Source organism: Pseudomonas persica (assembly GCF_900291015.1).
Taxonomy (GTDB): domain Bacteria; phylum Pseudomonadota; class Gammaproteobacteria; order Pseudomonadales; family Pseudomonadaceae; genus Aquipseudomonas.
This window is the reverse complement of record NZ_OLKL01000052.1, coordinates 1-13,197: the sequence shown is the minus strand read 5'-3', so window position 1 is coordinate 13,197 and position 13,197 is coordinate 1. Positions and strand designations below refer to the sequence as shown.

Annotated in this window: 12 protein-coding genes; 6 read left to right on the top strand and 6 right to left on the bottom strand. The window is 64.1% G+C overall.

The features are described from left to right. Positions 1 to 5: 5 nt before the first annotated feature. A complete protein-coding gene (gene coaBC, locus FQ664_RS25560) occupies positions 6 to 1,217 on the bottom strand; it encodes a bifunctional phosphopantothenoylcysteine decarboxylase/phosphopantothenate--cysteine ligase CoaBC (protein WP_003253409.1) in 1,212 nt (403 codons plus the stop codon). A gap of 130 nt (positions 1,218 to 1,347) precedes the next feature. On the opposite strand from coaBC, the gene radC reads away from it, so the two are divergent. Further along, a complete protein-coding gene (gene radC / locus FQ664_RS25555; RefSeq protein ID WP_144175778.1) occupies positions 1,348 to 2,028 on the top strand; it encodes a RadC family protein in 681 nt (226 codons plus the stop codon). Between the two features lie 134 nt (positions 2,029 to 2,162). Here the strand turns inward: radC and FQ664_RS25550 are convergent, their stop codons facing one another. After that, positions 2,163 to 3,752, bottom strand: a complete 1,590-nt coding sequence (locus FQ664_RS25550) for an ABC transporter substrate-binding protein (RefSeq protein WP_144175776.1) — start codon at positions 3,750 to 3,752, stop codon at positions 2,163 to 2,165. Between the two features lie 361 nt (positions 3,753 to 4,113). Here FQ664_RS25550 and rpmB point away from each other — a divergent pair, with 361 nt between their 5' ends. Further along, entirely contained in the window at positions 4,114 to 4,350 is a 237-nt protein-coding gene (gene rpmB, locus FQ664_RS25545; protein ID WP_003258972.1) for a 50S ribosomal protein L28, read from the top strand. A gap of 10 nt (positions 4,351 to 4,360) precedes the next feature. Then, entirely contained in the window at positions 4,361 to 4,516 is a 156-nt protein-coding gene (rpmG, locus tag FQ664_RS25540) for a 50S ribosomal protein L33 (RefSeq protein WP_003253507.1), read from the top strand. 169 nt (positions 4,517 to 4,685) lie between these two features. Here the strand turns inward: rpmG and FQ664_RS25535 are convergent, their stop codons facing one another. Continuing rightward, positions 4,686 to 5,045, bottom strand: a complete 360-nt coding sequence (locus tag FQ664_RS25535) for a cupin domain-containing protein (protein ID WP_003258971.1) — start codon at positions 5,043 to 5,045, stop codon at positions 4,686 to 4,688. A gap of 196 nt (positions 5,046 to 5,241) precedes the next feature. Between FQ664_RS25535 and FQ664_RS25530 the strand changes: the two genes are divergently transcribed. Both FQ664_RS25530 and FQ664_RS25525 read left to right on the top strand, forming a co-directional pair. Further along, on the top strand, positions 5,242 to 6,735 hold the full coding sequence (locus FQ664_RS25530; protein WP_013974786.1) for an aldehyde dehydrogenase: 1,494 nt from the start codon (positions 5,242 to 5,244) through the stop codon (positions 6,733 to 6,735). A gap of 157 nt (positions 6,736 to 6,892) precedes the next feature. Beyond that, a complete protein-coding gene (locus FQ664_RS25525; RefSeq protein ID WP_144175775.1) occupies positions 6,893 to 8,032 on the top strand; it encodes an MFS transporter in 1,140 nt (379 codons plus the stop codon). A 119-nt stretch (positions 8,033 to 8,151) separates the two neighbouring features. On the opposite strand, the gene FQ664_RS25520 is transcribed toward FQ664_RS25525, so the two are convergent. Continuing rightward, positions 8,152 to 9,708, bottom strand: coding sequence for a phospholipase D family protein (locus tag FQ664_RS25520; RefSeq protein WP_144175774.1), 1,557 nt, complete (start codon positions 9,706 to 9,708; stop codon positions 8,152 to 8,154). Between the two features lie 60 nt (positions 9,709 to 9,768). Beyond that, positions 9,769 to 11,199 carry an aminotransferase-like domain-containing protein gene (locus tag FQ664_RS25515; protein WP_178091055.1) on the bottom strand — a complete coding sequence of 477 codons (1,431 nt, stop codon included), beginning with the start codon at positions 11,197 to 11,199 and terminating at the stop codon, positions 9,769 to 9,771. A 178-nt stretch (positions 11,200 to 11,377) separates the two neighbouring features. On the opposite strand from FQ664_RS25515, the gene FQ664_RS25510 reads away from it, so the two are divergent. Further along, positions 11,378 to 11,608, top strand: a complete 231-nt coding sequence (locus tag FQ664_RS25510) for a DUF1127 domain-containing protein (RefSeq protein WP_144175768.1) — start codon at positions 11,378 to 11,380, stop codon at positions 11,606 to 11,608. A 134-nt stretch (positions 11,609 to 11,742) separates the two neighbouring features. Here FQ664_RS25510 and FQ664_RS25505 read toward each other — a convergent pair whose 3' ends face one another. Next, a complete protein-coding gene (locus FQ664_RS25505; protein ID WP_144175766.1) occupies positions 11,743 to 13,035 on the bottom strand; it encodes an NAD(P)/FAD-dependent oxidoreductase in 1,293 nt (430 codons plus the stop codon). Positions 13,036 to 13,197: the final 162 nt, after the last annotated feature.

Sequence of the window (13,197 nt, the reverse complement as noted above, 5' to 3'; positions counted from 1 at the left end):
GGAACTTATTGAACCTGGTTGAGCCGTTCGGCGATGAAGGCGACCAGTTGCCGGGCGATCTTGCCCTTGCTGGTCTGCGCGAAGAGGGTCTGGTGCTGCTGGCGGTCGATCACGGTCAAGGCGTTTTCTTCGCTGTTGAAGCCGATGCTGGGGTTGGCCACATCATTGGCGACGATCAGGTCGAGGTTCTTGTCCTTGAGCTTGCGCGTGGCGTAATCGAGCAAGTGTTCGGTTTCGGCGGCGAAGCCGACGCTGAACGGGCGGTCGGCGCGGCCAGCGATGGTGGCAAGGATATCGGGATTGCGCACCATCTGCAGCAGCATGCCGTCGCCGGTCGTAGGATCTTTCTTGAGTTTTTGCGTGGCAACGACTTCCGGGCGGTAGTCCGCGACCGCCGCCGAGGCAATGAACAGGTCGCACGGCATGGCTGCTTCACAGGCCGCGAGCATGTCCCGCGCGCTGACCACGTCGATACGGCTGACCCGGTCGGGGGTCGGCAGGTGCACCGGGCCGGTGACGAGGGTGACCCGAGCCCCGGCTTCGGCGGCCGCTTCGGCCAGGGCGAAGCCCATCTTGCCGGAGCTATGATTGGTGATGTAGCGCACCGGGTCGATGTTTTCCTGGGTCGGGCCGGCGGTGATCAGCACGTGCTTGCCGGTCAGTGCCTGGCGCTTGAAGCTTTCCGCGGCACACCAGGCCAGGTCGGTGGCTTCGAGCATGCGGCCCAGGCCGACGTCGCCACAGGCCTGGCTGCCGGACGCCGGGCCGAACACCTGGATGCCACGGCTCTTGAGCAGCTCGAGGTTGGCCTGGGTGGCCGGGTCGCGCCACATGGCCTGGTTCATGGCCGGGGCCACGGCGACGGTGGCGTCGGTAGCCAGTACCAGGGTGGTCAGCAGGTCATCGGCCATGCCTTGGGCCATGCGCGCCATGAGGTCGGCGGTGGCCGGGGCGATCAGTACCAGGTCGGCCCACTTGGCCAGTTCGATATGGCCCATGGCCGCTTCGGCGGCAGGGTCGAGCAGGTCCATGTGCACCGGGTGGCCCGACAGCGCCTGCAGGGTCAGCGGGGTGATGAACTCGGCACCACCACGGGTCATGACGACGCGCACCTGCGCGCCGTGCTCCAGGAGTCGGCGAATCAGTTCGGCGCTTTTGTAGGCGGCAATGCCGCCACCCACGCCGAGAACGATGCGCTTGCGATACAGCCGCTGCATAGGCTTGCCTTTTTCCAGTGAGAGCGGGCAACGACGTTTTGGGAATGCCTGCGGCAGAACGTCGCATGTACGAGGCGAAATAGATTAACACAGGGCCGAAATGGGCCGCAGCAAGGGTAAAGGGGCAGGCATGAATATCAGGGATTGGCCGGCTGAAGAGCGGCCGAGGGAGAAGTTGCTGCAGCGGGGGGCGGCAGTACTGTCGGATGCCGAGTTGCTTGCGGTGCTGCTGGGCTCGGGAGTTGCCGGGCGCAATGTGTTGGACCTTGCGCGGGGGCTGCTGGTGCGTTTTGGCGGGCTGAGGCAGTTTCTGGAAGCTGATCGCGAGGCGGTGCTGCGCGAGCCGGGCATAGGGGTCGTGAAGTACGCACAGTTGCAGGCGCTACTGGAAATTGGCCGGCGCTATCTGGATGAGAACATCGAGCGGGCAGCGGTTCTCGAAGGGCCCGTGGCAGTGCGGCGTTATCTGAAGTCCATGCTGCGGCATGAGGCCAATGAGGTATTTGGTTGCCTGTTTCTGGACACCAAGCACCGGCCATTGGCATTCGAGATTCTGTTCAGGGGCACGATAGACCGGGCGAGTGTATATCCACGAGAAGTTGTGCGCCGGGCGTTGATACATAACGCGGCGGCTTTGATCCTGTGCCACAACCATCCTTCAGGTAACAGTGAACCCAGCCAGGACGATGTGCATCTGACCCTGTCGTTGAAGCGGGGGCTGGCGTTGATCGATGTGCGGGTGCTGGATCACATCATCATTGGTGACGGGGAGCCGCTGTCGATGGTCGAGCATGGGTGGATTGTGGCCTGAGGAAAAACTGGAGCTTTGTGCTGCCAGTACCGGCCCTTTCGCGGGTAAACCCGCTCCCACAGGGATAGCGCCATGTTGAATGTTGGCGCGGTCCCTGTGGGAGCGGGTTTACCCGCGAAGAGGCCGGTGCAGGCTTACTTGTTGACTGACACCTTGCTGAAATCCAGCCGCCCGAACGGGCTCACCTCGTATCCCTCGACCCCTTGACGCAGCAAGGTAGCCGCCGTCGGGTGCGCCAGCGGCACCCACAGCGCCTGCTGCTGGATCAGTGTCTGCGCCTGCTGGTACAGCCGGCTGCGCACGCTCTGGTCGTTGGTGGTGCGCCCGGCGCTGATCAGCTGGTCCAGGCGGCTGTCGCAGAAGCGTGCAAAGTTGGTCCCCGACTGCACCGCCGCACAGGAAAACTGCGGGCTGAGGAAGTTGTCCGGGTCGCCGTTGTCACCCGCCCAGCCCATGAACAGCAGGTCATGCTCGCCCGCCTTGGCGCGGCGGATCAGCTCGCCCCACTCGATCACGCGGATTTCTGCCTTGATACCAACCTTGGCCAGATCCGCCTGCAGCATCTGCGCACCGAGGCTGGGGTTGGGGTTGAGCAGGCTGCCCGAGGGGCGGGTCCAGATCGTGGTGCTGAAGCCCTCGGCCAGGCCAGCCTTGGTCAGCAACGCCTTGGCTTTCTTCAGGTCCCGCGGGTAGCCTGGCAGGTCCTTGGCGTAGCTCCAGGTGTTGGGCGGGTAGGGGCCGTTGGCTGCCACCGCGGAGTCTTCGAACACGGCCTTCAGGTAGGCCTGCTTGTCGAAGGCCAGGTTGATGGCCTGGCGCACTTCCGGCTTGTCCAGCGGTGGGTGCTGGCTGTTGATGGCGACGAAGGCGGTCATGAAGGCCGGGGCGGTGGTCACCTTGAGGTTGCCGTCCTTGCCAGCTTCGGTGATGTCCAGCGGTTTCGGCGACAGGGCCACCTGGCACTCGCCGCGCTTGAGCTTCTGCAGGCGCACGTTGGCATCGGTGGTGATGGCGAAGATCAGTGGGTCGACCGCCGGTTTGCCGGCGAAGTAGTCAGGGTTGGCGCGGTAGCGCACCACGGCGTCCTTCTGGAACCGTTGGAACACGAACGGCCCGGTGCCGACCGGCTGGCTGTTGAGTTTCTCCGGCGTGCCGGCCTTGAGCAGTTTGTCGGCATATTCGGCGGAGTAGATCGAGGCGAAGCCCATGCTCAGGGTGGCCAGGAACGTGGCATCCGGGTGGCTGAGGGTGAAGCGCACGCTGTTCGGCGCCGGCGCCTCGATCGCCTTGATCAGGCTGCCCAGTTGCAGCGACTGGGCATGCGGGTAGCCGCCCGGTGCGGTCTTGTGCCAGGCATGGGCGGGGTAGAGCATGCGCTGGAAGCTGAACAGCACATCGTCGGCGTTCAGCTCGCGGGTCGGCTTGAAGTAGGCGGTGGTGTGGAATTTCACGTCATGGCGCAGGGTGAAGTCGTAGATCAGCCCGTCGGCCGATACCGTCCAGCTGGCCGCCAGGCTCGGCACCACCTTGCCTTGCGCCGCATCGAACTCCACCAAGCGGTTCATCAGTACATCGGCGGTGGCGTTGGTGGTGGTCAGCGAGTTGTACTGCACCACGTCGAAGCCTTCGGGGCTGGCCTCGCTGCAGACACTCAGCGGGGCGGCCTGGGCAACGCCGGCGGCGAACAGGGAGGTGAACAATAAGGAAAGGGCGGCGGCACGCATGGTGGCTCCTTGGCTGTCAGTGGCCCATCTGCCAGTGCAGTCTGGAAAAAGCCTACCCTAGTGCCCCCGTGGGGAAATGACCACACCCTTTTTCACAAAACTGGCGACGAGCGGTCGACGGCTGGCGGGGCCTGCCGCTATGCTGGCCCGGCGCGCTTGGCCGGCGCCGGAAATGTATCTTCTGTTGTTGTGGCCAAGTCTTTCTGGTATAAAGCAGCGCTCTTTTCTAGGGGCTCGGCCTGTCGCGTCAGCGTATCCGGTCGGTAAGACCTCCAGAATCACGGCGCCCAGGCGCCAAAGACTGAGAGATTAAGCGGCCAACCCATGCCGGGTTGGGCATGTGGTTTTAGAGGGCTGAGTCATGTCGAGAGTCTGTCAAGTTACTGGTAAGGGTCCAGTAACCGGGAACAACATTTCCCACGCAAACAACAAAACCCGTCGTCGTTTCCTGCCGAACCTGCAGCACCACCGTTTCTGGGTTGAATCCGAGAAGCGTTTCGTGCGTCTGCGCGTATCTGCCAAAGGCATGCGCGTCATTGACAAGCGTGGTATCGACGTAGTGCTGGCCGAGCTGCGTGCTCGCGGCGAAAAGTTCTAAGGAGAACGTCATGCGTGAATTGATCCGTCTGGTTTCGAGTGCTGGCACTGGCCACTTCTACACCACCGACAAGAACAAGCGCACCACTCCGGACAAAATCGAGATCAAGAAATACGATCCGGTTGTTCGCAAGCACGTGGTGTACAAGGAAGCCAAGATCAAGTAATTGATCGGCGACCTGAAAAAACCCGCCTCCGAAAGGATGCGGGTTTTTTTATGCCTGTGCTGGCCTCTTCGCGGGTAAACCCGCTCCCACAGGTACATCACAAGCCTTGAGGGAGGTGAAATCCTTGTGGGAGCGGGTTTACCCGCGAAGAGGCCGGCACAGCCTCAGATCACTTCTGCTCGAACATCACATAAATCTTGCGGCACGGCTCCAGCACCTCCCAGGTGCCCTTGAACCCCGCCGGAATGACAAACCGGTCACCGGCACGCAAAGTCTTGGCCCCACCGTCCTGGTCGCGCAGCACCGAAACGCCCTGGACGATCTCGCAGTACTCGTGCTCGGTGTAGTTCACCGTCCACTGCCCCACCTCACCTTCCCACACGCCTGCGGCAAACTGCCCGCACGGGCTGGAATAATGGTTGTAGACCGCCTGGTCGGGCTCGCCCTTGAGGATTTTTTCCGCCGCCGGGCGGTAGCGTTCGGCCTCGGTGATGACCTGTGCGAAGTCGATGATGCTGTCGATGCTCATGGTGCGGCTCCTGTTGTTGTTTAATAAAATGCACATCAGTAGGCTTTTGAGCCTTAAGTGTCAAATATATTGATAGTTTGCCCGGGCTGGTTTAGGGTATCGCTTGCCAGTGTGCGCTCGTCGCCCGGCCAGAATTCTGACAACGCCTGTGAGTCCTCAGTGCGGCGTTGCACCTAAACAAGAGGAGGAGTTTCGTATGACCACCCTGACTCGTGCGGACTGGGAACAACGTGCCCAGCAACTGAAGATCGAAGGCCGTGCCTTCATCAACGGCGAATACACCGATGCCGCATCCGGTGAAACCTTCGAGTGCCTGAGCCCGGTCGACGGACGCTTCCTGGCCAAGGTTGCCAGCTGCGACCTGGCTGATGCCAACCGCGCAGTGGAAAACGCCCGTGCCACCTTCAACTCCGGCGTGTGGTCGCAGCTGGCCCCGGCCAAGCGCAAGGCCAAGCTGATCCGCTTCGCCGACCTGCTGCGCAAGAACGTCGAAGAGCTGGCATTGCTGGAAACCCTGGACATGGGCAAGCCGATCGGCGACTCCTCCAGCATCGACGTCCCGGGCGCTGCCAATGCCATCCACTGGACTGCCGAAGCCATCGACAAGGTCTACGACGAAGTCGCCCCGACCCCGCATGACCAGCTCGGCCTGGTCACCCGCGAAGCGGTGGGTGTGGTCGGTGCCATCGTACCGTGGAACTTCCCGCTGCTGATGGCCTGCTGGAAGCTCGGCCCGGCCCTGGCCACCGGTAACTCGGTAGTGCTCAAGCCGTCCGAAAAGTCGCCGCTGACTGCCATTCGCATCGCCCAGCTGGCCATCGAAGCCGGTATCCCGGCTGGCGTGCTGAACGTGCTGCCAGGCTATGGTCACACCGTGGGCAAGGCCCTGGCCCTGCACATGGATGTCGACACCCTGGTGTTCACCGGTTCGACCAAGATCGCCAAGCAGCTGATGGTTTACGCGGGCGAATCGAACATGAAGCGCATCTGGCTGGAAGCCGGCGGCAAGAGCCCGAACATCGTCTTCGCCGACGCCCCAGACCTGCAGGCTGCCGCCGAAGCTGCCGCCAGCGCCATCGCCTTCAACCAGGGCGAAGTGTGCACCGCAGGTTCGCGCCTGCTGGTCGAGCGTTCGATCAAGGACAAGTTCCTGCCGATGGTGGTCGAGGCCCTGAAGGGCTGGAAGCCAGGCAACCCGCTGGACCCACAGACCACTGTCGGTGCCCTGGTCGACACCCAGCAGATGAATACCGTGCTGTCGTACATCGAGGCTGGCCACAAGGACGGCGCCAAGCTGCTGGCCGGCGGCAAGCGCACCCTGGAAGAAACCGGTGGCACCTATGTCGAGCCGACCATCTTCGACGGCGTGACCAACGCCATGAAGATCGCCCAGGAAGAAATCTTTGGCCCGGTGCTGTCGGTGATCGCCTTCGACACCGCTGAAGAAGCCGTCGCCATTGCCAACGACACGCCGTATGGCCTGGCCGCTGGCATCTGGACCTCGGACATCTCCAAGGCCCACAAGACCGCCCGCGCGGTGCGCGCTGGCAGCGTCTGGGTCAACCAGTACGACGGCGGCGACATGACCGCGCCGTTCGGTGGCTTCAAACAGTCGGGCAACGGCCGTGACAAGTCGCTGCATGCGCTGGAGAAATACACCGAGCTGAAGGCGACCTGGATCAAGCTGTAATCCCAGGGGGCCGCGTTGCGGCCCATTCGCGGCGGTTCGGCGCCCCGGCGAACCCGCTCCCACAGGGACTTCACTGCCTTTAAATGCGGTGCAGTACCTGTGGCAGCGGGTTTACCCGCGAATGGGCCACGGAAAATTCTTGGCCTGGGAGGCTGCAATGCGTTGGGGTAGCTACTTCGCCGTACTGGCATCGGTGCTCAGTGTCGGGCTGGCACTCGGCGTGAGCATGCCGCTGGTGTCCCTGCGCCTGGAAGGCTGGGGCTACGGCAGCTTCGCCATCGGCGTGATGGCGGCGATGCCGGCGCTGGGTGTGTTGGCCGGTGCCAGCCTGGCCAGCCGCCTGGCCGGCTGGGTCGGCGTGCCCTCGGCCATGCGCATATGCTTGTGGGGCGGGGCGTTGTCGATCGGCCTGGTTGCACTGCTGCCCAGCTACCCATTGTGGCTGCTGCTGCGGTTGATGATCGGCATGTCGCTGACGGTGGTGTTCATCCTTGGCGAAAGCTGGATCAACCAACTGGTGGTCGAGCAGTGGCGCGGTCGCCTGGTGGCGCTGTATGGCAGCAGCTACGCCTTGAGCCAGCTGGCCGGGCCGCTGGTGCTGGGCTTCCTCGGTTCCGATGACGACTTCGGCTTCTGGGCCGCGACCGGCCTGTTGCTGCTCGCGCCGCTGGTGCTGTTGGGGCGTGGCGGTGCACCGAGCACCGAAGCCTGCAGCGTCACCTTCGGTGACCTGTTCGCCTTCTGTCGGCGTTTGCCGGTTATCGCCTGGGCCATTGCCCTGTTCGCCTCGTTCGAGGCGATGATCCTGACGTTGCTGCCGGTGTATTGCCTGCAGCAAGGCTTCAGCACCGAAATCGCCCTGTTCATGGTCAGTACCGTGGTGGTCGGCGATGCAGTGCTGCAGTTGCCCATTGGCGCGCTGGCTGACCGTATGTCGCGCCGTGCGCTGTTCACGGGTTGTGCGGTGACGCTGCTGGTTTCCAGCCTGGCAATTCCGCTGCTGCTGCATACGCCGTTGATCTGGCCGTTGTGGGTGTTGTTCGGGGCCAGTGCCGGTGGCCTGTTTACCTTGTCACTGGTGCTGATCGGCGAGCGCTACCGCGATGATGAGCTGGTGCGGGCCAATGCCCATGTGGCGCAGCTGTGGGGCATTGGCTGCCTGCTAGGGCCGTTGTTGGCGGGGGCGGGGAGCCAGTGGATCAGCGGGCATGCGTTGCTGTTGCTGATGGCGGCCGGGGCAGCGGGGTTGGTGGTGTTGACCCGGCGGCGCGGGGCCTTTGAGCCGGCTTCTGCCTGATGGATTTTGGGGGCGCTTTGCCGCCCATCGCCGGCAAGCCAGCTCCCACAGGTTCTCCATAGGCCTTGAATGCTGTGCAGTCCCTGTGGGAGCGGGCTTGCCGGCGATGAGGTCATCAGCTACAACATCTTCTCCAAGCCCACCGCCTTGCTGATCCAGGCATTGAACCGCCGCCACATCCCGCCCGGTTCGGATGTCAGCAGGCGCCGCCTGCCGTTTTCCTCGGTCACCCACACCATCTGGTTCCCCACCAGCGTCGGCTGGTAGCTCAAGGCCGGTGCCATCCCCTGTACCGCCAGCGCGCGGGTGTACTCGGCCAGCTCCGGGCTATCCACCAGCACCCCGACCTCGGTATTCCACAACACCGAACGCGGGTCGAAGTTGAACGAGCCGATGAAGGTTTTGCGCCGGTCGAACACGATCGCCTTGCTGTGCAGGCTCGAGTCCGAGCTGCCATGGAAACTCACCCGGTGCCGGGCGCTGGGGTCGCCGGGTTGGCGGCGCAGCTCGTACAACTGCACGCCATGCTCCAGCAGCGCCCGCCGATACGGCGCATAGCCGCCATGCACGGCCGGCACGTCGGTGGCTTCCAGCGAGTTGGTCAGCAGCTTGACCGAGATGCCCGCGTCGGCGCTGTGGGTCAGGTACAGCAGGCCGGATTCGCCGGGTACGAAGTACGCCGACACCAGGATCAGCTCGTGTTGCACCTTGCTCAAGTCAGGCGCCAGTTGCTGGGTCAGCAGCAGTTGCGGGTCCGGTTCGTCATCGGCCAGCACTTTACTCGGCGCATCCCACAGTGCCTGGGCATGGGCCCAGATCAGCTCGTTGCGCCACACATCCAGGCGCGGCTGCGACTGGTAGGCCATCAAGCGGTCATACAGGGCTTTGCGCTGGATCCTGGCCTCGGCCAGCGATACTTCCAGGCGGTGACGGCTGGCACGCAGGTCGTCGGCATCCGGGTCACGCCAGAGGAAGTCGGTGATCGGCCGGCTCAGGGCGCTGTTCCAGTACTGGTCGAAACTGTGGCCGAGCTGTTCGGCCACCGGGCCTACGCCCAGCAAGTCGATGTCGGTGAAGTTGAGGTTGGGTTCGGCATCGAAATACTCATCGCCCAGGTTGCGCCCGCCGACGATGGCCATGCTGTTGTCCACCAGGAACAGCTTGTTGTGCATGCGCCGGTGCTGGCGCGACAGGTTGAACAGGCGACCCACGGCGCGCGTCACGCCGGTGCTGCGGCCCAGGTGCAGCGGGTTGAACACGCGAATCTGGATGTTCGGGTGGGCATCGAGGGTGCCCATGATGACGTCCAGACCGTCGCTGGTGGTGTCGTCAAGCAGGATGCGTACACGCACACCACGGTCGGCGGCACGCAGCAGCTCATGCACCAGGGCCCGGGTGCTGAGGCCATCGTGGACGATGTAGTACTGCAGGTCGATGCTCACCTGGGCGTTGCGGATCAGTTCGGCACGGGCGCGGAACGCCTCGTTGCTGTTGGGCAGCAGGCGAAAACCCGAGCGGCCGCCGTAGGGCGCGGCCTGGCGCAGAACCGAGCGGCCGAAGGCCGAGTCGTTGGCGGGCAGCGCCTGGCTGGTTTCGCGGGGCGTGCCGATGCTGGCACAGCCGGCAAGGCCGAGCAGTAGCACCAGCAGCAGAGGCAGGGCTCGCTGGAGTCTCAAGGGTGGATCGTCCTGTGCAGCAAAGGCTTAAAGGGTTGGACCGTGGCGAGCGGCGCAAAGTTACGCGCCGGCGCTTTCTTCATCCAGTAGACGAAGGGCGGTTTCACCAACCTTGCGCACGGCGGCTTCGATCTGCGGCGTCGGCCGCGCGGCGAAGTTCATGCGCAGGCAGTGGCGGAACTTGCCCGAGGCCGAGAAGATGCTGCCCACGGCAACCTGCACGTGCTGTTCCAGTAAAGCCCGGTTCAGGCGCAGCGTGTCGAAATGGTCGGGTAATTCCACCCACAGCATGAAGCCACCCTGGGGCCGGCTGACCCGGGTGCCCGCCGGGAAGTAGCGGGTCACCCAGTCACTCATCAGGTCGCGGCTACGCTGGTACTGGCTGCGCATGCGCCGCACGTGGGGCTGGTAGTGCCCGCCGGCGATGAAGTCGGCAATGGCCAACTGCGGCTGGCTGGCGGTGCTGCCGGTGCTGATGTACTTCATGTGCAGCACTCGCTCCAGGTAACGCCCGGGCGCCACCCAGCCTATCCGCAGGCCGGGGGCGAGGGTCTTGGAGAACGAGCTGCAGAGCAGCACGCGGCCATCGTCGTCGAATGATTTGAGGGTGCGCGGGCGCGGGTAGGTGTAGGCCAGGTCGCCGTACACATCATCTTCCAGGATGGCCACGTCGTAGCGCTGGGCCAGGCTCAGCAGGGCCTTCTTGCGGGCCTCGGGCATGATGTAGCCGAGCGGGTTGTTGCAGCTGGGGGTGATCTGGATGAGCTTGATCGGCCACTGCTCCAAGGCCAGTTCCAGCGCCTCCAGGCTGATGCCAGTGACCGGGTCGGTGGGGATTTCCAGGGCTTTCATGCCCAGGCCCTTGAGGGTCTGCATGGCGCCGTGGAAGCTGGGGGAATCGACCGCGACGATATCGCCCGGCTCGCACACCGCACGGATGCTGCATGACAGCGCCTCATGGCAGCCGGTGGTTATCACCAGGTCCGCCGGGCCCAGGCGGCAGCCGGAGTCCAGCATCAGCCGGGCCACCTGTTCGCGCAGGGCCAGGTTGCCGTGGATATTGTCGTAGTACAGGCCGGGCATGTCCTGCCGTCGGCTCAGCTGGGCGAGGCTGCGCAGCAGCGGCTTGAGGGTAGGGCTGTCGATGTCGGGCATGCCACGGCCGAGTTGCACCACATCCTGGTGCGGGGTGCTGCGTATCAGTTCCAGCACTTGTTCCCACTGCGAGATGTCCACCGGGCGTTGGGCCGGGCGGCTGACAGCGGGCAGTGCCGGCAGTTGGCGGTGGTCGCTGACGAAGTAGCCGGACTTGGGCCGGGGCGAGACCATGCCGCTGTCCTCCAGCATGCGGTAGGCCTGCTGCACGGTGCTCAGGCTGACCCCGTGCTCCACGCTCAGGGCGCGCACCGAAGGCAGGCGCTGGCCGGGGCGGTAGAGGCCCTGTTCGATACGGGCACCGAGCAGTTCGGCGAGGTTCAGGTAGAGGGTCACGGCATACTCCTGCGCTGCACTGGCATAGTGATCGGTACAGTTTCGCTGAAAATACAGCATTCAGTCGGCCGGCGGCCAATTCTGTATGGGAATAATAAGGCTGTATTGGATCTGTATTGCCGGTGCTGCCGACGCGCATGCTATCTCCACGGTATCAACTGAAAGAGAGGATGCGGTGATGGGTGGCATGAGCGATGTGCGCTTGCAACTGTTGGCCAAGGAAATGGAAGCCGGGCAGCAAGCCAAGGTGTTCAACGCGCCGGAAGGGTTGGGGCGTTGGGGGCTGATGCTGCATCGCTGGCATACCCGCAGGGCGCTGCTGCAGTTGACCGATGACGAGTTGCGCGATATCGGGCTGAGCTGGGAGCAGGCCCGGACCGAGGGGCGTAAGCCCTTCTGGAAAGACTGACGCTCGCAGCGGACTTGAAGTTTGTACGGTCTCTGTGGGAGCGGGTTTACCCGCGAAGCAGGCAACTCGGTGGATGGCACCGGCTTCGCCGGTGTTCGCGGGTGAACCCGCTCCCACAGGGGCGGCGCAGTTTCTTAGATCAGCTCTTTCAGGCGATGCCACAGCATCCCCAACGCCAGCAGCGGCGAGCGCAGGTGCTGACCACCGGGGAAGGTGATGTGCGGCACCTTGGCGAACAGGTCGAACCGCCCGCTTTCCTGGCCGCTGATGGCTTCGCCGAGCAGGCGTGCAGCCAGGTGGGTGGCGTTGAGCCCATGGCCGGAGTAAGCCTGGGCGTAATACACGTTCGGCTGGCTGGCCAGGCGGCCAACCTGCGGCAGGCGGTTGGCGCCGATGCCGATCATGCCGCCCCACTGGTAGTCGATGTTTACGTCGGCCAGTTGCGGGAACACCTTGAGCATTTTCGGCCGCATGTAGGCGGCAATGTCCTTCGGGTCGCGGCCCGAGTAATGGCAGGCACCGCCGAACAGCAAGCGGTTGTCGGCGGACAGGCGGTAGTAGTCCAGTGCCACGCGCTGGTCGCATACCGCCATGTTCTGCGGCAGCAGCGAGCGAGCGCGCTCTTCGCCCAGCGGCTCGGTGGCGATGATGTAGCTGCCGGCCGGCAATACCTTGCCGCCCAGCTCGCGGTTGAGGTCGTTGTGGTAGGCGTTGCAGCACAGCACCAGGGTCTTGGCGCGCACCCGGCCCTGGGCGGTGTGCACCTGCAGCTCCGGGCCGTAGTCGATGCGGGTGACCTCGGACTGCTCGAACAGCTTCACGCCCAGGCGGGCGGCTACGGCCGCTTCACCCAGGGCCAGGTTGAGCGGGTGCAGGTGCCCGGAGCCCATGTCGACCAACCCCCCTACATAGCAGTCGGCACCCACGACGCTGTGGATATCGTCCTTGCCGACCAGCCGGAGCTCATGCGGGTAGCCGAGGCTGCGCAGTTCTTCGGCGTCTTCGGCGAAGCTCAGCAGCTCGGTGGGTTTGTTGGCCAGGTCGCAGTAGCCCCAGGTCAGATCGCAAGCGATGGCATGCTTTTCGACCCGCTCGCGGACGATCTGCACTGCCTCCAGGCCCATCAGCTTCATGCTGCGCACGCCGTCCTCGCCGATCACCGGGAGGAATTGTTCCAGGCCGTGGCCGACGCCACGGATCAGTTGCCCACCATTGCGGCCGCTGGCGCCCCAACCGAGTTTGCGCGCTTCCAGCAGGATGACCGAGAAGCCGCGTTCGGCCAGTTCGATGGCGGTGTTCAGGCCTGAGTAACCGCCGCCGACGATGCACACGTCGGCGCTGTGTTCACCTTGCAGGAAGGAATGGTCATGGTGTGGCGCGCTGCTGGCGGCGTAGTAGGAGGCGGCGTGCTGCGCGCTGTGGATCATGGGCTCGGTCCTGATGCATGTGGGCTAGGGGAGGAGGATAAGCCGGGGTAGGGTGGTGGGCAACAAGGCGAGGGCTGCGCCCTCGTTCGCGGGTAAACCCGCTTGTATGGTAGGACTTGAAGGGAGGAGGAGGGTCATAACTCGCTTCTGACTGTTCGCAGC